The sequence below is a fragment of the Corallococcus exercitus genome (assembly GCF_042231735.1).
In the GTDB taxonomy this organism is placed as follows: domain Bacteria; phylum Myxococcota; class Myxococcia; order Myxococcales; family Myxococcaceae; genus Corallococcus; species Corallococcus exercitus_B.
In genome coordinates this window covers 6,300,326-6,320,304 of the sequence record NZ_CP102577.1, presented here as the reverse complement: position 1 = coordinate 6,320,304, position 19,979 = coordinate 6,300,326, and the positions used below count along the sequence as shown (strand labels likewise).

Sequence of the window (19,979 nt, the reverse complement as noted above, 5' to 3'; positions counted from 1 at the left end):
CCGGGACTGGATGCGGAAGGGACTGGGTGGACGAGGCTGACGGAGGCCTGCCGTCGCCATGGCTTCCGCGTCAGCGTGGAGCCCCCATCGGCCGATGCACCTCGCTCCGGCTCAACGCTGTTGGGGCATCCGCTCGACCCGATACTCGCCGGGCTCTATTCGAGGGCGGGCCGCGCCATGCTGGGAGACCTCGTGCTGTACCGCCCAGGCTCCGGCCCGGATGGGGTCCTGGACGTGAACGGATGGCTGCGGGGCAGGGGACAGGCTCCATTCCCTTCATGCGTTCTCTTCGGGCAGGTTTCGAACCTCGCGTACTACTACGGCGTCGTGCCGGCGCTGGCGGATGCGCGCGGAGTCCAGCCAGTGCTCTACATCGACACGCAGGAGGAGCTGCATGTGGTGCCGGTGGCTTCCAGCGTGGATTGGCTGTTCACCCAGCTTGCGCGGTTCATGGACCTGCTGCCGGGGGAGCCTGACTTCGTCCCAGGCAGGTGCTCGACCACGACGTTCCCCTTCGTCGCGGCAGGGCTCATCGCCCAGGACACGGCCCTCGTGGAGATGATGCGCGCGGGCCGCTTCGACGGACTCGTGACCCGGGACGAGGAGAGTCAGCGCTGGATGCAACAGGTGCTCGGCCAGTGACTCCGCGCACGCTCTGTCTCCTCATTGCCTTCGCCGCGTTCGTGACCGCCGTGGGCACGGCGGTGTGGCTCGCGTGGCCCGGGCCGGACCTCACCGCGCAGGCGGACCTGTCGGATGACCCGGTCCACCTGAACTTCGAAGCGAGCGACGACCCGGACAGCGACGCGAGCGAACCTCCCGACGTCGTCGTGCTGAGCAACGGCATCCGGCTCACCAACATCCCCACCCATTGCCGCGCCGACACCCGGGGCTCCCTCCTCTGCGAGGACCGCTGCGACTCGGACGCGGCGTGCCCCGCCGACAGGGTGTGCGCGCACCATCCGGACTTCGGCTTCCGCGACTGTCTGCCCCTGCATCGCTACTGCGACGACGCGTCGGACTGCACCGCTTCCGACGTCTGCCACCCCGTGGACACCTCCGCCTCGGGTCAGGCCCTCCGCCGCTGCGTGCCGCGCGGAGCCCTGCCCGCCGGGGCGCGGTGCACGGGCTACGCACGGGGGCTGGAGGGCGAATGCGCGCCGGGGCTCCTCTGCGTCCACGAGTTCTGCGGCCCCCCATGCAACGTGCACGACCCGGACGCCTGCGCCTCCGGCACCGAGTGCGCCCCCAATCCCTACCGAGTCCTCGGCGCCTGCGTCCCCAGCTGCCGCGACCGCGCCTGTCCCCAGGGCGAGCGCTGCGAGACGGACTACGCGGGCGAAGTCCCCATCTGCCGCCCCTTCATCGGCCCCGCCTGCCTGGACGCCGCGCCCTGCGCCGCCAATCAAGACTGCCTGCGCGGCTTCGCCGAGCCCACCCTCGAAACCGAGGCCTTCGAGTGCCGCACCCGCTGTGATGCCAAGGCCCCTTGCGCGAAGGGCCTCACCTGCGACGAGACCAGCGGCTACTGCTTCCAGCCCTGCACCCTCGACACCGACTGCCCCACCCCCGAGCGCTGCCACGTCCTCCACCGCCGCGAATCCCAGCGGGGCTGCGGCTTCATCGCCGAAGGCCTCCCCGCCTTCCACCGCTAGCCACGCGGCAGCTCCACGATGAACGTGGAGCCCTCGCCCAGCACGCTCTCCACCTCGATGTGGCCGCCCATCGCCTCGACAATCTGGCGGGCAATCCACAGCCCCAGCCCGAAGCCGCCGTAGTTGCGCTCGGACACCGCGCGCTCGAAGCGGTGGAACAGGCGCGGCAGGTGCTCCTTCGCGATGCCGATGCCGCCATCCCGCACCCGCAGCCGCGCGCGGTCTCCTTCCAGCTCCAGCGACACGTGCACCGGGTTGCCCCGCCCGTACTTCAGCGCGTTGGAGAACAGGTTCGTGAAGACCTGATCCAACCGCAGCCGGTCCCACTCTCCGCGCACCTCCGTCGAAAGCGACAGCTCCAGCGGCGTGCCCGAGCGCGCGTACTCCTGCTCGAAGCGCTCGGCCACCTCCCGCACCAGCGCCCCCAGCTCCAGCGGCTCCAGCACCAGCTCCAGCTTCCCCGCGCTCAGCCGCGACACGTCCAGCAGGTCGTTCACCAGCAGCGTCTGCCGCTTCACCTGCCGGTCCACCCGCTCCAGGCCGCGCTTGAGCCGCTCCAGGTCGAAGCCCGCCCCCGACCGGTTCAGCCCCGCCAGCAGGCTCTGCACCTGGAGCTGCAGCGCGCTGATGGGCGTCTTCAGCTCATGGCTCGCGATGGACAGGAACTCCTCGCGCAGGCGGATGGCCTGACGCGCGTCCCGGTAGAGGCTCGCGTTGTCCAGCGCCAGCGCCGCCCGCCGCGCCAGCTCCTGCGCCAGCGCCAGGTCCTGCGCGTCGTACGCCCGCTTCGACGTGACGAACGTCAGCGCCCCCAGCGTGTGCCCCCGCACCCGCAGCGGCACGCACAGGTACGCGCACGTCCCGCCTGCCCGCGCGCTCGCCGGGTCCGCCTCCGACAGCCCGGAGCGCGTCTCCGGCCTCCCGGACTGGATGACCCGCGCCACCACCGCGAGCCCCGGGGGCGGCACCTCGCCGTCCTCGCCGCCGCCCGCCGTGGCCACGCAGCGCACGCCGCCGGACTCGTCCTCCAGGAACACGCCGCACACCTCCGCGTACGCCGGCACCGCCAGGTGCGCCACGCGCTCCAGCGTCTCCTCCTCCTCCAGGCTCCCCGCCAGCACGCCGCCGGCCTCCGCGAGGAAGCGCTGCGCCGCCTCGCCGCGCTGGCGCTCGGTGATGTCCACCATCACGCTCAGGCACTGCGGCGGGCCGCTCGCCGGGTGCACGCGCCCCGTCCACATGGCCACCTGCACCGGACTGCCGTCGCGCCGCCGCGCCGCCATGGGCGCGCCGTCCATCACCGTGCCCCGCGTGGCGCGCTCCAGCCCGTGGCGGAACGCCTCCCAGTGCTCCGGAGGCACCGCCGGCAACACCTTCCCCATCACCTCCTCCGCCGTCCACCCCAGCATCCGCTCCGCGGCCGGATTCCACAGCCGCACCGTGCCGTCCGGGTCCAGCAGCATGATGGCCGTGGGGCTCGCCTGGATGATGGCCTCCAGCGTCCCGTGCGCCTCGCGCAGCGCCGCCCGCGCCCGCTGCTCGCGCTCCAACAGCCGCGCCCGCGCCAGCGCCTGCGCCGCGTGGTGCGCCACCAGCTGGAGGAAGGCCCGCTCGTCGTCGTCGAACCCGTGCGGCAGGCCGAAGGTGAACACCAGCGCCCCCAGCGCCCGCCCGTCCGCCACCAGGGGCAGACACGCGGACGAGGGCGCCGGCCGCTCCGACCCGGACAGCGCGTCCTCCGCCATCAGCCACACCGGGCGCGACTCGCGCAGCACCCGCGCCACCGGCGAGTCCCCCTCCAGGGGCAGCCGCTTCAGCCGCTCCGCCGCGTCCGGCGAGCAGCCCGCGCAGCGCAAGAGCGTGGCGCTCGTCGAGTCCGGCTCCACGCCCCACAGCGCCCCGGCCTTCGCGTCCGCCACCGCCAGCCCCTGCTCCAGCACCACCTCCGCCACGCGCGCCGCGGTGAGCGCCTCGGACAGCTCCGCGGTGACGTGCTGCAGCCGCGCGAGCCTTCCGGCCGCCACCTCCGCCGCCTGCCGCGCCTTGCGCTCGGACGCGTACGCCCGCGCCACGTCCAGCGCCAGCGCCGCCCGGTCCGCCAGCTCCTGGAGCAGCAGCTGCTCCCCGGACTCGAACGACTCGGGCTCCGGCGCCTCCCGCCACACCGTCAGCGTGCCCAGCGCGCGCCCCCGCGCCCTGAGCGGCAGCACCAGCACCGCCTCCACGCTTTGCGCCTCACCCGTGGCCAGCACCTCCGCCGCCACGCCCTCGTCCGCGCGGATGCGATGGGTGAACAGCGCCTGCAGCCGCACCCGCGCCTCCGGCACCTCCGCCGCTGACGCCACCGTGCGCAGCCACAGCCCATCCTCCGACAACAACCGCAGCGCGCACGCCGTGCCGAGCAGCGGCACCACCAGCCCGCACAGCCGCTCCATCACCGCGGGGGGCTCCAGCGACGCGTCCGCCAGCAGCCGCGAAGCCTCCGCCAGCAGCGCCAGCCGCTCTTCGATTTCCGGAAGCCGCGCTCCGTACTGCCGCGCCTCCCCCAGCCTGGTTGCGACCATCGTCATGCGACGTCCCCCCGTTGCATCCACCATGGGAGCACGCCCCCGCCCGCGGCGCTCTGCGTCCCAGGTCCCGCCATCCCGGATTTCTGCGGATGCTCGACACCCACCCCCCGGAAGCGTTGGTGACGGGCACCTGCCTCGTTCCGCGGACCGGCACCCTCGGGGGCAGGGGGCCGAGCGCGCACATGGGAGCACCCCAAGCGGTTGGAAAGCAAAGGAGCGTCACGGCAGTCGTTGCGGCGGGCCCGGGTTCGGCTAAAGCGGGGGCCGTGAACGCACCCTCGGAATCACCGGCCGCCCCCACGGACGGGCCGGACTCTCCCAAACGCGTCGCGATGCTGGCCCTGAGCGCGCTGGGCATCGTCTACGGAGACATCGGCACCAGCCCGCTCTACGCCTTGCGCGAATGCTTCACCGGAGTGCACGGCGTCCCCCCGACGCCGGCCAACGTCCTGGGCGTGCTGTCGCTCATCGTGTGGTCGCTCATCATCGTCGTGTCGGTGAAGTACCTCATCTTCGTGATGCGCGCGGACAACCGGGGCGAGGGCGGCATCCTCGCGCTGATGGCGCTGGCGATGCAGCGGCCCCGGGGACAGGCGCACCGCGCCCGGCCGGTGCTCATCACCCTGGGCCTCTTCGGCGCGGCGCTCATCTACGGCGACGGCGTCATCACCCCGGCCATCTCCGTGCTGAGCGCGGTGGAGGGCCTGAGCGTGGCCACCCCCGTCTTCGAGCCGTACGTGATTCCCATCTCGCTCGTCATCCTGCTGCTCTTGTTCATGGTGCAGCGCAAGGGCACGGCGGGCATCGGCTCGGTGTTCGGCCCGCTGATGACCGTGTGGTTCCTGGTGCTGGCGGTGCTGGGCGTGAAGGAGCTCTTGCACAACCCTTCGGTGCTCTGGTCGCTGTCGCCCGTGCACGGCGCGCACTTCTTCATCGAGAACGGGTGGCGCGGCTTCCTGGTGCTGGGCGCCGTCATCCTGGTGGTGACGGGCGGCGAGGCGCTCTACGCGGACATGGGCCACTTCGGCGCGGGGCCCATCCGGCGGGCCTGGTTCATGCTGGTGCTGCCGTCGCTGGTGCTCAACTACCTGGGCCAGGGCGCGCTGCTCCTGCGCCACGCGGAGGCCGCCAGGAACCCCTTCTTCCTCCTGGCCCCGGACTGGGCCCTGTACCCGCTGGTCGCCCTGTCCACCGCCGCCGCCGTCATCGCCTCCCAGGCCCTCATCTCCGGCTCCTTCTCCACCACCCGGCAGGCCATGCAGCTGGGCTACAGCCCGCGCATGGAGGTGGTGCACACGTCCGCGGAGGAGATGGGGCAGATCTACCTGCCCGGCCTCAACGCGGCGCTGCTGGTGGGCGTCATCGCGCTGGTGCTGGGCTTCGGCTCCTCCAGCCGGCTGGCGGCCGCGTACGGCATCGCGGTGACGACGACCATGGGCATCACCACCATGCTGGCCTACGTCGTGGCCCGCGAGCGCTGGGGCGTCCGCCGCGCCGTGGCCCTGCCCATCGCCAGCGTGTTCATGCTGGTGGACCTGGCCTTCTTCGGCGCCAACTCGGCCAAGATTCCCGACGGCGGCTGGTTCCCGCTGCTGCTCGCCGTCTGCATCTTCACGCTGATGACCACCTGGAAGCGCGGCCGGGACATCCTCGCCGGCAAGCTGCGCGCGGCCAGCCTGGGCCTCAAGGACCTCCTGGGCAGCTTCGGGGACCACCCGCCCGTGCGCGTGCCCGGCACCGCCATCTTCATGACGGGCAACCCGGAGGGCACCCCGCCCGCGCTCCTGCACAACCTCAAGCACAACAAGGTCCTGCACGAGCAGGTGGTGCTGCTCACCATCATCCCGGAGGAGATTCCCCACGTCGTGGCCCAGGAGCGCGTGGAGGTGGAGCCCCTGGAGCAGGGCTTCGTGCGCGTCGTCGCCCGCTACGGCTTCATGGAGAACCCCAGCATCCCGGACATCCTCAAGCGCTGCCGGGAGAAGGGGCTCCAGTTCCAGCTCATGGGCACCAGCTTCTTCCTGGGCCGCGAGACCCTCATCCCCACCAAGAAGCCCGGCATGGCCGTCTGGCGCGAGGCCCTCTTCACCTGGATGAGCCGCAACGCCCGCAGCGCCACCGCCTACTTCCGCATCCCGCCCAACCGCGTGGTGGAGCTGGGCAGCCAGGTGGAGCTGTAGTCCCAGCGGAGGTTCCGGCCGGCCGTGCCGGAACTTCACCCCACGAGTAGAAAATCTATTCAGCCCACACTGCGCGTGTTTTCCCGGTCTTGGGCTGTTTTCAGCCTCGTAACCCCCTGAAAAGTCAGAGGTAGGATTTTTGGCCAGGGGGTCAGATTGACCCACCGATGGTGGACAGTGGCTGCCAGACAGCCCTTTACGCAGGGGCTTGCCTGCTCCACATTGCACCTCCCCCCGCCCGTTTTTTCCTGCTCAGGCATAAAAATACGGCAGGGCAGCAACACTTTCGCCGATGAATCGAGAATCTTTTCGCGGGGCAGAGAAAAGTACTGTCCCAGCGCAATAAAACTCGGTTACCCTGCGGCCAGGTGTCCCCCGGCACCCGGCGTCCGAAACGAGGTCAGACCTTCCATGCTCCAGGCCATCGCCCCCGCCCCCGTGTCGTCCCCGGTCTCCCCGGTGAAGTCGGTCATGCCGTGGATGGCCGAGCCCCGGATGCCGCTGTCGGAGGCGGCGCCGTACACGGTGCTGAGCGCACAGGAGCTGTACCCGCGCATCTGCGTGCGGGACCCGTACTTCGCGCTGAAGGACGTGACGGTGCTGCCGGGTGAGGTGGTGGCGCGCGTGCCGGTGCAGATGGCGCCGGACGCGGAGGCGATGCCGCTGGGCCTGGGCGAGGCGGGCCGGCACCTGGCCATCCTGGGCTCGTGCGGCGCGGCGCTGGTGGCGCCCAAGGACGGGCAGCACTTCTACCTGGCCAGCGCGGCGCGCGGTCAGTGGCTCAAGCCCTCCGCGCAGGAGCGCGCCACGGACATGCTCTGGGCGCTGGCGCAGGCGGAGTACACCGGCAAGCGCACCTGCACGGCGCGCACGCTCTTGTCCTCGTCGGACGGCACGCCGCTGTTCCGGCTGGAGGTGGACTACAACGTGCTGTCCGCCGCCGCCTTCACCCGCCTGTTCGGCGAGGCGCGCCAGGAGATGCGCCGCGAGCCGCGCCCCGCGGACACCGTGCAGCGCACCCCGGAGGAGTGGGCGAAGCTGCGGCAGAACCCGTACAGCAAGCCGCTGGAGCTGAAGGACTTCCAGACGGACGGGGACAGCCTGCGCTCGTCGCTGGTCGTCACCCCGGAGCTGTGCAAGGGCCACTTCGCCATGCACCCGGTGATGCCGGTGGCCGTCGTGGCGGGCGGCATGACGCGCATGGCCACCACGCTGGGCCGCGACCTGGAGCGCAACGCCGAGGCCCGCTTCGTGGCCAGGGACGTGAAGCTGTCCGCGGACAGCCTGGCCTACGCGGGCCAGACGGTGGTGTTCGGCGCGCGCCGCACCCGCGTGCGCGGCGCGGACCACACCTTCGCCTGCTGGGCGTCCGTGGGCGAGCGCGTGGTGGCGCAGCTGGACGTGACCTACACCCGCGTCGACTGAAGCACGGACGCACCGTGGCCTGATGCCTGGGTGACGCGCGGCCCCGCGTCCCGCTTCAGGCCCACTCGATGTCGTAGTCCACGCGGTCGATGCCCTGCGGCTTCGCGGTGGCCTTGCCCGTCAGCCCCAGCACCTTGAGCGAGCCGGTGAGGATGCCCACGTGGTACGCGGGCGGCATCATGTCCCGGCGCATGCGCAGCGTGCCGGACTTGGGGCCCGTCGTGAGGTACTCGCGGTTGCCGTAGGACACCGCCGCGCTGTACGCCATCTGCGCGCCCGCGAAGAGCTTCTGCGGGTCCCCCCGGGAGATGATGCCGAACACCAGCATCCCCGGCCCCGTGGAGTAGCGGGTGATGCTCACCTCGCCGCAAGCGTGGAACACCGCGTCCGCCGGGCCGAGCGCGCCCTCCAGCAGGTCCGCCGCGCCGAACAGCAGCGTGAGGAACTCCCGGGCCGGGTACGAGCGCAGCTCCGCGTAGTCGTGGTCCAGCTCCCCCTTGCGCAGCGTCTCCATGCCGTTCGCGCCCGCGTGCTGCTGCACCAGGCCGAAGACGGACTTGAAGATGAGGCCGCGGATGGAGTCCCCCGGCTGGAGGCTGGCGATCCGGGCGGCGAGTTCGGCCTTGTCCGACGGCATGACTTCCAACTCCTTGGTTCAGGGGCGAACCCGAGGGCAGCTTAACGGTCCCCTTCCCCCTGTCGACAAAGCGCTTCACTCCGCGTCACGCCTGCCCTGATGGCGGGCGTGACGTCAGCGCTCGTCCAGCAGCACCGGCGCGAAGCCGGCCGCGTCGCACGACGCGAGCACGTAGCGCACGCCCGCCCGTTCTCCGGTGAAGCCCGCGGGGATGCCGCTCGAGTGCAGGTGGCCGTACACGCAGACCTTGGGCGCGAACGCTTCAATGGGGTCGCTGAAGGCGGTGGCCCGCTCGTTCGCGTACACGGGCGGGAAGTGCACCGCCACGATGCGGGTCAGCGGCGTGGGGTGCGCCGCCTCCTTCTTGCGCGCGTCCTCCAGGGACGTGGCCAGCCGGCGCGTCTCGCGCTCCACGTAGCCCGAGTCCCCCTGCTCGTCGCCCATCTCCCCGCCGGGCATGGGCGGCGCTTCCGGCGCCGTCCACAGCCGCGTGCCGGCGATGACCCACGGCCCCAGCACCACCGCGTTGTTGTGCAGGAAGCCCTCCAGCGTGCGGAAGGGCTCCAGCAGCTTGCGCAGCTTGGACGCGGAGTCGCCCCACCAGTAGTCGTGGTTGCCGCGCACCAGCACCTTGCGCCCCGGCCGCGCGTCCAGCCACGCCAGGTCCTCCATCACCTCGTGGGGGCGGGTGGCCCAGGAGATGTCGCCCGCGACGATGACCGCGTCCTCCGGCCGCACCCGTTCGTCCCACGCGCGCTGCAGGGGCAGCGGGTGGTCCGTCCAGCCGAAGCGGTGCATGTCCTTCTGCCGGGTGGAGGGCAGGTGCGTGTCGCCAATACCGAAGAGCCGCATGGTGCTGGCGTCATAGCGGATGGCCCGCCCCTGTGTCGGCCCTTCCAGCGTGCCCGCTGCCCGGACGGCCTTCCCCCAGGGTCCGCCAAGGGTTCAAATAGTGATTAATACAAGAAATCGTGTAACAATCCGTTACATCACGGATGTCCTGAAACACGGCAGTGCGGCATCCATGCACCATGCCGGACTCCGCGTGTAAACTGCGGGTCCTGGGATGTAGGTAATTCCGTGATTTCAGGTGCTTGAGGTCGCAAGGACCACCGCGCGCTTCGTGCGAGTGGAGCATGCATGCACCGGTCGCGGAAGAAAACTGGACGAAGGTGATGGGCTGGAGGGGGCTGGCACGCATGGTGCTGAGAAGGCGGGTCCAGCCGTCTCCGTAGGCAAGCGGGGACGGGCCGTGGAGTTCCTCCCCCGACTTTTTGGAGTCCCCTCATGTCCATCTTCCGCAATCCCCTCGCGGCGGCCGCCGCCGCCCTGGTGCTGTCCGCGTGCGGCCCCCAGGCGCAGCAGCAGCCCTCGGAAGCGCCCCCCGCCGAGACGCCGTCGCAGCCGTCGACGGACACGGCCGGCAGCACGCTGCCGCGTGAGCTGGATCCGCTGTTCGCGCAGGCCGCGCAGGAGTTCAACGTCCCGGTGGAGCTGCTCAAGGCGGTCTCCTACGCGGAGACGCGCTGGCAGATGGTGCTGGGCGAGGCGGAGTTCCCCGGCCAGCAGCCCGCGTCCGGCCTGATGGCGCTGCGCGGTGAGGACCTGGAGCAGGGCGCGGCGCTGGCGGGCGTGACGGTGGAGGCGGCGCGCACGGACGCGCTGTCCAACCTGCGCGCGGGCGCGGCGCGGCTGTCCCAGCTGGCCACGGACGCGAAGGTGGAGCGCGGGGACCTGGGCGCGTGGGCGCAGGTGGTGGCCCAGCTGAGCGGCATCACGAACCCGGAGGCGCAGGCGGAGTACGTGCACCGCGAAGTGTACGCTGTCATCAACCAGGGCGCGGTGGCGCTCAACCAGGACGGCTCGGTGGCCGCGTCGCTGGAGCCCGTGCGGGTGGAGGCGAAGTTCGCGCGTCCCCAGGTGCGCGCCATGGCGGCGGGCCCGGACTACGGCGCGGCCGTGTGGCGCCCGTCGCCCAACTACAACGCGCGCCCCACCGGCAGCACGGGCGACCCGTCGATGATCATCATCCACACCTGCGAGGGCAGCTACTCGTCCTGCTGGAGCTGGCTCACCAACAGCGCCTCGGGCGTGAGCGCGCACTACGTGGTGAACGAGAGCGGCAGCGAGGTCTCCCAACTGGTGCGTGAGGCCAGCCGCGGGTGGCACATTGGCGCCACCTACGACTGCGGGCTCAACGGCAGCAGGGAGTGCTGGCTCAACGGCGTGTCGGCCAACCACTTCACCATCGGCATCGAGCACGGGGGCTACGCCAGCCAGACGTCCTTCCCGGCCGGGCAGATTGACGCGTCCGCGAAGCTGTCGTGCGACATCGCGCGCGACAACGCCATCGTCAAGGACAGCTACCACATCGTGGCGCACGGCCGGTTGCAGCCGGCGACGCGCACGGACCCGGGGCCCAACTGGCCGTGGTCCACGTACATCAGCAAGATCAACAGCTACTGCGGCGGCACGACGCCGACCGGTGAGATCATCATCGACAGCAACAGCGCCAACAACGACGCGGCCAAGGCGCGCTTCGAGCTGACGGGCGCGTGGACGGCGGGCTCGAGCGCCGGCTACTACGGCAGCGGCTACTACTTCGCGTCCACGGAGGCGGTCTCCGCGCCGGCCACGTTCTGGTTCTACCTGCCCACCGCGCAGACGCGCACGGTGGACGCGTGGTGGGTGGCGGGCACGAACCGCTCCACCACGGCGCCGTTCATCGCCTACAACGCGGCGGGCTCCGAGGTGGGCCGCGTGTCCATGAACCAGCAGATCAACGGCGGCAAGTGGGTGCAGCTGGGCACGTACAGCTTCAGCGCCGGCTGGAACAAGGTGCAGCTGAGCCGCTGGACGACCCCGGGTTCGGTGGTCATGGCGGACGCCGTCCGGGTGCGCTGACGTGATGCACCAGGGCCTTGAACAGCGGAAACGTTCCGGGCCCTCGCGGGCACGGTGGGGGTGGGCCGTGCTCGCCCTGCTGGGCGCCATGGGCTGTCAGGGCCGCTGCGGCGGCGCTGCCGCGGTCCCGGCGCCCGGCGCCCTGTCGGAGGCGGAGCGGCGGGCCCTGCCGGGCACCATCGTCTTCCTCTCCGAGCGGGCGGGACAGAAGGACGTCTGGCGGGTGACGCCCGCCGGAGAAGAGACGCAGGTCACCTCCGCGCCGGAGGACGAGTACCCCGGCCCGCCGTCGCCCGACGGCCGGTCGCTGCTGGTGATTGCGTCGGGCGAGGCGAGCGGGCGCGTCTTCCAGCAGCTGCGTGTCCAGCCGCTCGGAGGGGGGCCCTCGGTGGCGCTGCATCCGCCCCGGCCCCGCGCGCGCAACGCGAGCTGGGCGCCGGACGGCACGTGGCTCGTCGCGGAGTCCGACGCGCAGGGCTTCAGCGACGTGGTGCGCGTGCGGCCCGAGGCGAACGCGGCGGACACGCAGCTGACGCAGGTGAAGGCGGGCTGCTTCGAGCCCGCCGTCTCCCCGGACGGCACGGAGGTGGCGTGCGTGTGCAGCGGTGAGGGGGACCCGGAGGTCTACGTCTTCCGCGCGGACGGCACGGGCGAGCCCCGCCGCATCACCACGTTCTACCTGGAGGACCGGGCGCCGCAGTGGAGCCCGGATGGGAAGTGGCTCGCGTTCGTGAGCAACCGCGAGCGCAAGGAGCGCGTGTACCTGGTGCGCGCGGACGGCGGGGACCTGCGGGCCCTGTCCGGCGAGGGCTTCGCGGGCGACGAGCGCGAGGCGGCCTTCAGCCCGGACGGCAAGCGCATGGCGTACGTGGCCCGGCTCGAGGACGGCAAGAGCCGCATCTGGGTGGTGGACGTGGCGGGCGGCGCGCCGGTGGCGCTGACGGACGGCCAGCACCGCGACGACATGCCGGCGTGGAGCCCGGACGGCAAGGCGCTGGTGTTCGTCTCCGAGCGCGACGGCGACACCGACCTGTACCTCATGCGCCCGGACGGCACGGGCCAGACGCGGCTCACCACGGCGAAGGGCGCGGACTGGCTGCCGCGCTGGTTCACGCCGCGCTAGCTCCCTGCCCGGACATCCTTACGCTGTCCCCTGCAACGGAGTCGTCCCCTCGTTCAAGATGGCCAGGTAGCCGCGATACGCGAAGACGCGGCCTCGCTTGCGTCCGGTGACCTCCTCCACGATGCCCAGACGCTCCAGGTCCGCGAGCGCCGCGTTCACCGTGGGGGCGGTCAGTCCGGTCCGAGCGACGAGCTGGTTCGAGGTCAGGTACGGCTGAGCCTGCAGGAGTTCGTGCACGCGGAGTGCTGAGCTGGTGCGCTCGCTTTGGGTGTTGATGAGCTCGCGGTCATGCTTGAAGCGCTCGGCGATCCTTGTCGCCGCTTCAAACGCCTGGTTCGCCGTCTTCTCGACGCCCTCGAGGAAGAACTCGAGCCAGGCCTCCCACGCGCCCCGCTCGCGGACCTCCTGGATCAGCCGGTAGTAATCAGCCCGGTGCGTCTTCAGGTAGAGGCTCAAGTACAGCAACGGCTTGCGGAGCACGCCGTGGACGCACAGATAGAGCGTCACGAGGAGGCGTCCGATGCGGCCATTGCCGTCGAGGAAGGGATGGATGCTCTCGAACTGCACGTGCAGGAGCCCCGCCTTGACGAGGGCCGGCAGCCGGGACTGCTCCTCGTGCATGAAGCTCTCGAGGGCACTGAGACAGCCGTCGAGCTCCGTCACCGGCGGCGGCACGTACAGCGCATTGCCGGGCCGCGTCCCTCCAATCCAGTTCTGCGAGCGACGGAACTCACCTGGATCCATCGTGCCTCCGCGTCCGCTCTGCAGCAGCCGCGCATGCATCTCGCGGATCAGCCGGAGTGAGAGTGGCAGTTCCTTGAGCCGCTCGAGCCCGTACATCATCGCGTCGACGTAGTTGGAGACTTCGCGGACGTCATCGATGGGCTGCCCCTCCTGGGCCCCGAGCTCGAAGCGGAGCAGGTCGGAGAGCGTCGATTGCGTCCCCTCGATCTGCGAGGAGAGCACCGCCTCCTTGCGCACGTACATGTAAAGGAACAGCTCCTGGCTCGGCAGGAGCACCGTGATTCCATCAAGACGGCCCAGCGCCCGCTCGGCCCGGCTGAGATGCTCCAGCAGGCCCAGAACATCGATGGGCGGGGCTGGCGGCAGGGGCGGCGGGACGAATGACCGCACGCGCTCCCCCGCGGCGGTGGTCTCCACGAACCTGCCCAGCCTCGAAGGCGTGGATGCGGCGTCAGTCATCCGAGCAGCATTCGGATGACGCTTATTTAAGTCAAATGGCTCTGGCTTAAATAGAGTCCAGCCTAAGGAAAGCAGGCTTTAAAAGCCTCATTTCCGTAGTGATTCCAAAGACCTAGCTGGCGCGCTGCCGCAGCGGTTCGGACTCCGGCGGGGCGGAAGGGGGGGCTTGCAGGGGCACGCTGAAGAAGAAGGTGACGCCCCGGTCCGGCTCGCTCTCCACCCAGATGTGGCCGGCGTGGGCCTCCACGATGAGCCGGCTGATGTAGAGCCCCAGGCCCAGCCCCTTGCCGTCCTGCGAGCGGCCGTCCTCCGTGCGGTAGTACTTGTCGAACAGGCGCGCCGCGTCCCGGGGGGACAGCCCCGTGCCCTGGTTGGTCACCGACACCACGGCGTGGTCGTGCACCGCGGCCAGGCGCACGTCCACCGGCGTCCCCTTGGGGCTGTACTTGAGCGCGTTGGTCAGGAGGTTGGTCACCACGCGCTCCAGGCGCGCGGCGTCCATGGGCACCGGGGGCAGGGCCGCCGCCAGGTGCAGCCGGAAGCGCTCGCGCGCGTCGGGGGGCACGTCGCGCTCCAGCACCTCCTCCAGGAAGCGGCCCAGGTCGTGCGCCTCGCGGCGCAGCGTCACCCGGCCGGACTCCAGCCGCGAGCCCTCCAGCAGCTCCTCGATCATCGTGCTCATCCACTCCACGTTGTGGATGATGGCCTGGGCCATGTGGCCCTCGCGCTCCAGCTTCCGCTCGTGCAGCGCGCGCTGGAGCAGGTGGGCGCGCAGGTTGATGGTGTTCAGCGGGTTGCGCAGGTCGTGGGAGATGAGCCCCACGTACTCCTCGCGCAGCTTCTCCAGGTCCCGGCGCTCGGTGACGTCGCGCAGGATGGCGATGCGCGTGGCGTCGTCCTCGCCCTCCAGCGGGCTCAGCCGCACCTCCAGCGGCACGGGGGTGCCGTCCTGACGCTGGCCGGACACCAGCCGCCCGGCGGAGGCGCGCTCCAGGCCTTCGCCGGGGGCGGGCGGGCCGTGGAGCCCCTCTGGCACGAGCAGCTCCACCTCGCGGCCCAGCAGGGCCTCCCGGCGGTAGCCGAAGACGCGCTCGGCCTCCGCGTTGGCGAACCGCACGCGGCCGGTGGCGTCCACCACCACCATGGGGTCCGGGGCGGTGTCCAGGAAGGTGCGGAAGCGCTCCTCGGAGGCCTCCAGCGCGGCGGTGGCCCGCATGCGCTCCCTGTCGAGCACGTCCAGCGCCCGCGCCGCCAGCAGCACCAGCGTGACGCCGCCCGCGGCCACCACCGTGGCGAAGAGGGGCAGCTTCGCGTCGTGGCTGAGCCCACCCGTCAGGTGCATCAGCACCAGCGTCAGCCCCAGCACCGGCGGCCCCAGCAGCGTCACCGGCACCAGCCGCCGCGCCACGAAGCCGCCCAGCGTGTCCCGCGTGAGCCGCGCCATCAGCCCCAGCTCCGGCCGGGCGCACAGCGTGCCCACGCCCAGCAGCATCAGCACGCAGGTGGTGTGCAGCCCCATGCTGCGCTCCTGGAAGAACGGAGCGGCGGCGGGCGTCACCAGCGGGCCCAGCAGGAAGCCGTTGAGGCCCGTCAGCGCCGCCATCAGCGCGAGCACCACCAGCGCGTCCGACCACGACAGCCGCTCCGGGTGGCCCCGGTCCACCAGCGCCAGCGCCGGCCCCAGGAGCATCAGGCACAGCGCCGTCAGGGGCGACGGCGCGACGCCGGACGACGCGAAGCCCTCCTCACCGAAGACGCGCAGGAACAGCGCGTCCAGGCCGCCGTTCCCCCCCGTGATGACGCCGTCCACGAGGCTCGCCGCGCCCAGCAGGGCGGTGGCCAGCGCGAGCGCGGTGCCCAGCCGGTGGCGGGTGGGGCGGGGCGTGGCCGGCAGCCGCAGCCCCAGCGCGGCCCCGCCCAGCAGCAACCCGAGCGCGGCGCTGGGACGCATGGCCGGAAGCGCGGCGCCCATGGACTTGAGGACCATGACGTCCAGCGCCCAGCCCACCAGCACCAGCAGCCCCACCATGCAGGAGGCCACCGCGGAGCTGCGCGCAAGGGCACGGACCAACGCCGTGCTTCGTGGCATGGATCGGCCGCTCATCATCCGCGTCCCCCCGGAACGCCAGCCCTGCATCCTGCCACAACATCACGTCTTCTGGGGCACCCCGGCAATGAGACGCCGGGGTTGGACGCCTGTCCGTTCTAGGCAGGGATGTCCGACCTGTCGAGGGTTTGGTCAGGGCGCGTAACGGCCCGGGTACACGGTGAGGACCACGCCCAGGCCAGGGCCCACGTCGACGTTGCGTGGCACGTAGGGGGTGGTGCCCTCCACGGACAGCTCGAAGGACGACACTCCGGCGCCGGAGTGCACGAAGAGGAACAGCCCGTGGCCCGCGGTGCCCGTGGTGTTCACGGACGCGAGGTCCTCGGACGGGTAGTAGACGCGGTCCGCCAGCTCCGCGCGGTCCAGCGCCACGCGCACGCCGCTCACGGGCTGGCCGTTGAGGTCCACCACGCGCCCCAGCACGAAGCCCGCGGAGGCCAGGGTGGCCGCCGGGTCCCCGGTGTGGCCCTGGAGGCGCGGCGCACCCACGGCGGCGCCCAGCTGATCCACGAACGCGGTGGGCAGGGCCCAGGCGTGCGCGTCGATGATGTCCGTGCGCGGACGGGTGCCGGTGAAGGCGGTGTCGTAGACGAGCGTGGTGCTGCGCACGAGGCCGTCGTGCGAAAGGCCCACGGCGAGCCCCTGGTGCACGTCACGCACGGGCACCTCGGTGATGCGGAAGGAGCCGTCCTCGGACACCTCGCCGGTGGCGAAGGTGGCGGCCGAGTCGTTGACGGCCACGCGCAGGGGCTCCTCCACGGTGAGCGCCATTCCGGTGAGCGACGCGGGGGCGGCGGCCACACCCGCGGCCTCCGGGAACACGCGTGCCTCGCCGCTCACGAGGATGCGAAGGTTTTCCAGATCCACCGCCTCGGCGTCCTCGGTCCGCACGCCGGGGTCCGGTGTGAAGCCGCCGTCGCCACAGGCCATCGCCAACAGCCCGAGCACGGCACCACCCGCCGCCCGAATGTAGTGTTTCATCGCGCCGCAACATCTTCACGGCCCGGGGCGACCGCAATCCGTCCCCCGGCACCGTCCGTCCCCTTCAAGACGCCCCGGCGCGCCAGGAGGCCGGACGCACCAGACACCGGGCCCTCCGGGTGTTGAAAACACGTCGGCACCGGGAGCCTGCCTTCCGCTGAGGACGGAAGGCCGCGCCCGGTGCCGCGAGTCACGCCAGGGAGGAGGAAGCGGAGCGCCTACCAGCGCGTCCCGCCCTTGCTGGAGGAGCCGGAGCTCTTGCCCGTGTTCCATCCGCCACCGCCGCTGCTGCTGCCGCTGCTCCGGCCACTGCCGCTGCTGCTCCCGCTGCTGCCGCTGCTGCTCCGGCTGCCGCCACCGGGGCTGCTCCAGCCGCCACCGCTGCTGCTTCCACTGCTGCTGCCGCTGTTGCTGCTGCCGCTGTTGCTCCTGCCGCTGTTGCTGCTCCCGCTGTTGCTGTTGCCCCAGCCGCCGCCGTTGCCACGGTCGTTGTCGTTGTCGTTGTCGCGGCTCTTGCTGGCCGGGGTGTTCCAGCCGCCGCCCTTGTTGTCGTCGCGGTCGTTGTCACGCGAGCTGTTCGCGGCGGGGGCGGCGTTGCTGCGGCCCCAACCGCCGGAGCTGCTGGGAGGCCGGGCACCGGTGCCGTTGCCACCCGGGGGCGGGTTGCGGCCCTGGTGGACGGGGGCCGGAGCGGGGCGCGAGGGGGCGGCGTTGTTGCGGCCGTACCCCGCGGAAGCCCCGTGGGTGTTGTTCCAGCGGTAGCCGCGGCTGCCGCGGTCGTAGGAGTAGCCCGCGCCCCACGAGCCGCGCGGGTAGTAGTCGTGCTGGTGGCGCCCGTGGAGGTTGCAGTAACCGCCGCTGGCGATGGGGTGGTAGTCCCAGTACCAGACCACCGTCGGGCCCCGGTAGTAGTAGACGTTGTCGGTGTAGACGTAGGACGCCTGGGGCGGCTGGTAGTCGTGGACGTGGGCGTAGTCCTCCGGGCACCAGCCGCCGCCGTAGTCGTCGGGGACGGGGTGCGCGCCGGCGAACCGGTACTCCGCCACGGGGGCGACGTAGGCCACGCGACGGACGGGGCGATGCGAGTGGGCCTCGACGACACAGCCGGTCCCCATCAGCAGGGCCAGGGGGACGACCAGGGCGAGCAAGCGGTTCATGACGGGTCTCCTGGCGCGGAAGTGGACCCCCAAAGCGTCCCGCTCCGCAACCTCTGCCCCCACCGACGGCCGGACGCGCTGTTAATTCATCCGGGATGCCTGCCCGCCGGGAAGGGGAGGGGCCCACCTGATATGACACCCGGGTCGCGGCCTCTGGGGGGCCGCGCCGGGAGGCATGCGGATGTCGGATGTGGATTTCGGGCGCGCGATGGGGGCTTCCTGCGCGCTGCACCCGCAGCGGGAGGCCTCGGGCACCTGCGAACGCTGCGGCAACTTCACCTGCGACGCGTGCAGCCTGAACGGCACGTCGCCGCGCTGTCCCTCGTGCCGGGAGCGCTCCGGCGCCACCTTCCCGCTGGACCGGGAGACGTGGACCTTCAGCGCGCTGTGGGACGTGTGCTGGGCGGCGTTCCAGCGCGAGTGGGGCATGCTGTCGATCGCGGTGTTGATCTACCTGGGCGCGGCGTTCGGCGCGCAGTTCCTCATCAACGTGGCCACGGGCATCGGCGTGGCGGTGGACAACGCCGTCGTGACCGTGGTGCTGAGCCTGGTGGGGCTGGTCGCGCAGCAGCTGGTGCAGGGCCTGGTGCAGCTGGGCCTCCTGCGCGTCTGCTTCGACGTGCTGCAGGGCAGCCGCGTGGACCTGGCGCGCCTCTTCAGCCAGATGCACAAGGCGGTGCCCTACGCGCTGACGATGCTCCTCGTCTTCGCCGTCCTGCTGCCGGTCATCATCGTGGTCGCGCTGGTCGTCGTCGGGGCCGTCGGGACGGGCGTGCTCCCCAGCTTCGAAAAGGGCGTGTCCACGGAGGAGATGACCGAAGGGCTGATGCGCGGCATGGGCGTGCTGGGGCTGGGGTTCCTGGTGCTGGTGGGGCCGCTCACGTACCTGCTGCTGCCGCTGTACCTGGTCCAGCCGGAGCTCACCTACGACGACGTGCCGCCCTCGCCCGTGGAGGTGCTGCGCCGCAGCTGGGAGGCCGCGCGGGGCCAGCGGCTGGGCATGCTGGGCGTGGGGCTCGCGGCGGGAGCCGTCATGGTGGCGGGGGTCCTCGCGTGCTGCGTGGGCTTCATCCCCGGCATGGCGCTGGCCCAGCTGCTCGTCGCGGGGATGTACCTGACGCTGCGCGCTCCACGCGACGCTGGCGCGGAGTCCTTCCCGGGCTGAGGCCTCACGGGAAGGGACAGCGCGCCTTCGCGAAGGATGCGAAGGCGCGCGGAGGAGCACCGGCCTCAGTGCACCAGCCGCTCGGAGGAACCCGAGCGGGGCGCGGCGACCTTGCCCAGGCACGCGAGGATGTGCTCGCGGTACTCGGACAGCTCGCGCAGGCCGCACAGCATCCACCGGCCGCCAATCACCAGCGTGGGCACGCCGCGCACGCCGCGGCTGCCGGCCAGCCGGTGCTCGTCGTAGATGAGCCGGCGCGTCTCCTCCGAACGGAAGGCCGCGGAGAACTGGTTCATGGACAGGCCCACGCGCGACGCCAGCTCGAACACCACGTCCGAGCGCGACACGTTCACGCCCTGCTCCAGCGCCGCGCGCTGCATGGCCCGGGCGAGGAAGGCCCGCGCCTGCGGCCCCTGCAACCGCGCCGCCTCCAGCGCCGCCAGCGCCGGAACGCTGGAGCGCGGCGGATCACCGCCCAGCCACAGGTCCGTGGAGAGCAGCGAGGCGGTGGGGTCGGGTTCGCGCTGCGCGCGCTTCACCTCCTCCACCAGCCCGCGCACTTCGCGCTCCGTGGGCAGCACGTCGTGCAGACGCAGGGAGTAGGGACGCACGCTCCAGCGGACGGCGTCGCCAAACTCCTGGCGAAGCACCTCCAACCGTTGGTCGGCGAGGTAGCACCAGGCGCAAAGCACATCCTGGTAGACGGTGATCTGCAGCGGCTTGTGCAGCGTTTTCATCGGGGGTCGCCAGATTAGAGGCGCATCCCCGTCGCTGCCAACACCCCCGGACAATCCGCGCCAGGATGCATTCCCGTATTCCTGAGGAGCATCCAAGGCACCGTGCGCACCGTGAAGCCCCGCACGCACGCCATG

At 71.6% G+C, this 19,979-nt stretch carries 15 protein-coding genes; 7 read left to right on the top strand and 8 right to left on the bottom strand.

Annotation, left to right across the window (positions count from 1 at the left end; translation table 11 throughout):
* The first annotated feature begins 177 nt into the window (after window positions 1–177).
* Window positions 178–642 carry a hypothetical protein gene (locus NR792_RS25030; protein ID WP_375755196.1) on the top strand — a complete coding sequence of 155 codons (465 nt, stop codon included), beginning with the start codon at window positions 178–180 and terminating at the stop codon, window positions 640–642.
* Window positions 639–1,655 (top strand): hypothetical protein, encoded by a 1,017-nt coding sequence (locus NR792_RS25025; protein WP_375755195.1) that lies wholly within the window; start codon window positions 639–641, stop codon window positions 1,653–1,655. Before NR792_RS25030 ends, NR792_RS25025 begins: the two co-directional genes overlap by 4 nt.
* Here the strand turns inward: NR792_RS25025 and NR792_RS25020 are convergent.
* Window positions 1,652–4,225: a GAF domain-containing protein gene (locus tag NR792_RS25020; RefSeq protein ID WP_375755194.1), complete on the bottom strand. Its 2,574-nt coding sequence runs from the start codon at window positions 4,223–4,225 to the stop codon at window positions 1,652–1,654. The two genes, NR792_RS25025 and NR792_RS25020, sit on opposite strands and share 4 nt — an antisense overlap.
* A gap of 182 nt (window positions 4,226–4,407) precedes the next feature.
* Here NR792_RS25020 and NR792_RS25015 point away from each other — a divergent pair, with 182 nt between their 5' ends.
* Window positions 4,408–6,405, top strand: coding sequence for a potassium transporter Kup (locus NR792_RS25015; RefSeq protein ID WP_375761690.1), 1,998 nt, complete (start codon window positions 4,408–4,410; stop codon window positions 6,403–6,405).
* 411 nt (window positions 6,406–6,816) lie between these two features.
* The gene (locus NR792_RS25010; protein WP_375755193.1) at window positions 6,817–7,830 is read left to right on the top strand and encodes a hypothetical protein; all 1,014 of its coding nucleotides are present in this window, start codon (window positions 6,817–6,819) and stop codon (window positions 7,828–7,830) included.
* A gap of 55 nt (window positions 7,831–7,885) precedes the next feature.
* Here NR792_RS25010 and NR792_RS25005 read toward each other — a convergent pair whose 3' ends face one another.
* The gene (locus tag NR792_RS25005) at window positions 7,886–8,467 is read right to left on the bottom strand and encodes a DUF2378 family protein (RefSeq protein ID WP_375755192.1); all 582 of its coding nucleotides are present in this window, start codon (window positions 8,465–8,467) and stop codon (window positions 7,886–7,888) included.
* A gap of 114 nt (window positions 8,468–8,581) precedes the next feature.
* On the bottom strand, window positions 8,582–9,319 hold the full coding sequence (locus NR792_RS25000) for a metallophosphoesterase (RefSeq protein WP_375755191.1): 738 nt from the start codon (window positions 9,317–9,319) through the stop codon (window positions 8,582–8,584).
* 435 nt (window positions 9,320–9,754) lie between these two features.
* Between NR792_RS25000 and NR792_RS24995 the strand changes: the two genes are divergently transcribed.
* Together NR792_RS24995 and NR792_RS24990 are read left to right on the top strand one after the other, a co-directional pair.
* Window positions 9,755–11,371, top strand: a complete 1,617-nt coding sequence (locus NR792_RS24995) for an N-acetylmuramoyl-L-alanine amidase (RefSeq protein WP_375755190.1) — start codon at window positions 9,755–9,757, stop codon at window positions 11,369–11,371.
* Between the two features lie 76 nt (window positions 11,372–11,447).
* Window positions 11,448–12,494 (top strand): TolB family protein, encoded by a 1,047-nt coding sequence (locus NR792_RS24990; RefSeq protein ID WP_375761689.1) that lies wholly within the window; start codon window positions 11,448–11,450, stop codon window positions 12,492–12,494.
* A gap of 18 nt (window positions 12,495–12,512) precedes the next feature.
* Here the strand turns inward: NR792_RS24990 and NR792_RS24985 are convergent, their stop codons facing one another.
* The 4 genes from NR792_RS24985 to NR792_RS24970 all read right to left on the bottom strand — a co-directional run bounded on the left by NR792_RS24985 (window position 12,513) and on the right by NR792_RS24970 (window position 17,942).
* Window positions 12,513–13,697 carry a Fic family protein gene (locus NR792_RS24985; RefSeq protein WP_375755189.1) on the bottom strand — a complete coding sequence of 395 codons (1,185 nt, stop codon included), beginning with the start codon at window positions 13,695–13,697 and terminating at the stop codon, window positions 12,513–12,515.
* A 112-nt stretch (window positions 13,698–13,809) separates the two neighbouring features.
* Window positions 13,810–15,786 carry a sensor histidine kinase gene (locus NR792_RS24980; protein ID WP_375755188.1) on the bottom strand — a complete coding sequence of 659 codons (1,977 nt, stop codon included), beginning with the start codon at window positions 15,784–15,786 and terminating at the stop codon, window positions 13,810–13,812.
* Between the two features lie 150 nt (window positions 15,787–15,936).
* Window positions 15,937–16,785 carry a carboxypeptidase regulatory-like domain-containing protein gene (locus NR792_RS24975; RefSeq protein ID WP_375755187.1) on the bottom strand — a complete coding sequence of 283 codons (849 nt, stop codon included), beginning with the start codon at window positions 16,783–16,785 and terminating at the stop codon, window positions 15,937–15,939.
* Between the two features lie 218 nt (window positions 16,786–17,003).
* On the bottom strand, window positions 17,004–17,942 hold the full coding sequence (locus NR792_RS24970) for a hypothetical protein (RefSeq protein ID WP_375755186.1): 939 nt from the start codon (window positions 17,940–17,942) through the stop codon (window positions 17,004–17,006).
* Between the two features lie 181 nt (window positions 17,943–18,123).
* On the opposite strand from NR792_RS24970, the gene NR792_RS24965 reads away from it, so the two are divergent.
* Window positions 18,124–19,107, top strand: a complete 984-nt coding sequence (locus NR792_RS24965) for a hypothetical protein (RefSeq protein ID WP_375755185.1) — start codon at window positions 18,124–18,126, stop codon at window positions 19,105–19,107.
* 65 nt (window positions 19,108–19,172) lie between these two features.
* Here the strand turns inward: NR792_RS24965 and NR792_RS24960 are convergent, their stop codons facing one another.
* Window positions 19,173–19,844, bottom strand: a complete 672-nt coding sequence (locus NR792_RS24960) for a DsbA family protein (RefSeq protein WP_375755184.1) — start codon at window positions 19,842–19,844, stop codon at window positions 19,173–19,175.
* Window positions 19,845–19,979: the final 135 nt, after the last annotated feature.

Excerpts from the sequence above, each read along its gene's own strand:
- NR792_RS24995 (WP_375755190.1), top strand. The coding sequence starts at position 9,755 with ATGTCCATCTTCCGCAATCCCCTCGCGGCGGCCGCCGCCGCCCTGGTG.
- NR792_RS25010 (WP_375755193.1), top strand. The coding sequence starts at position 6,817 with ATGCTCCAGGCCATCGCCCCCGCCCCCGTGTCGTCCCCGGTCTCCCCG.
- NR792_RS24970 (WP_375755186.1), bottom strand. The coding sequence starts at position 17,942 with ATGAACCGCTTGCTCGCCCTGGTCGTCCCCCTGGCCCTGCTGATGGGG.
- NR792_RS24980 (WP_375755188.1), bottom strand. The coding sequence starts at position 15,786 with ATGCCACGAAGCACGGCGTTGGTCCGTGCCCTTGCGCGCAGCTCCGCG.
- NR792_RS25005 (WP_375755192.1), bottom strand. The coding sequence starts at position 8,467 with ATGCCGTCGGACAAGGCCGAACTCGCCGCCCGGATCGCCAGCCTCCAG.
- NR792_RS24975 (WP_375755187.1), bottom strand. The coding sequence starts at position 16,785 with ATGAAACACTACATTCGGGCGGCGGGTGGTGCCGTGCTCGGGCTGTTG.
- NR792_RS25000 (WP_375755191.1), bottom strand. The coding sequence starts at position 9,319 with ATGCGGCTCTTCGGTATTGGCGACACGCACCTGCCCTCCACCCGGCAG.
- NR792_RS24985 (WP_375755189.1), bottom strand. The coding sequence starts at position 13,697 with ATGACTGACGCCGCATCCACGCCTTCGAGGCTGGGCAGGTTCGTGGAG.
- NR792_RS24960 (WP_375755184.1), bottom strand. The coding sequence starts at position 19,844 with ATGAAAACGCTGCACAAGCCGCTGCAGATCACCGTCTACCAGGATGTG.
- NR792_RS25030 (WP_375755196.1), top strand. The coding sequence starts at position 178 with ATGCTGGGAGACCTCGTGCTGTACCGCCCAGGCTCCGGCCCGGATGGG.
- NR792_RS25020 (WP_375755194.1), bottom strand. The coding sequence starts at position 4,225 with ATGACGATGGTCGCAACCAGGCTGGGGGAGGCGCGGCAGTACGGAGCG.
- NR792_RS24965 (WP_375755185.1), top strand. The coding sequence starts at position 18,124 with ATGTCGGATGTGGATTTCGGGCGCGCGATGGGGGCTTCCTGCGCGCTG.
- NR792_RS25015 (WP_375761690.1), top strand. The coding sequence starts at position 4,408 with ATGGGAGCACCCCAAGCGGTTGGAAAGCAAAGGAGCGTCACGGCAGTC.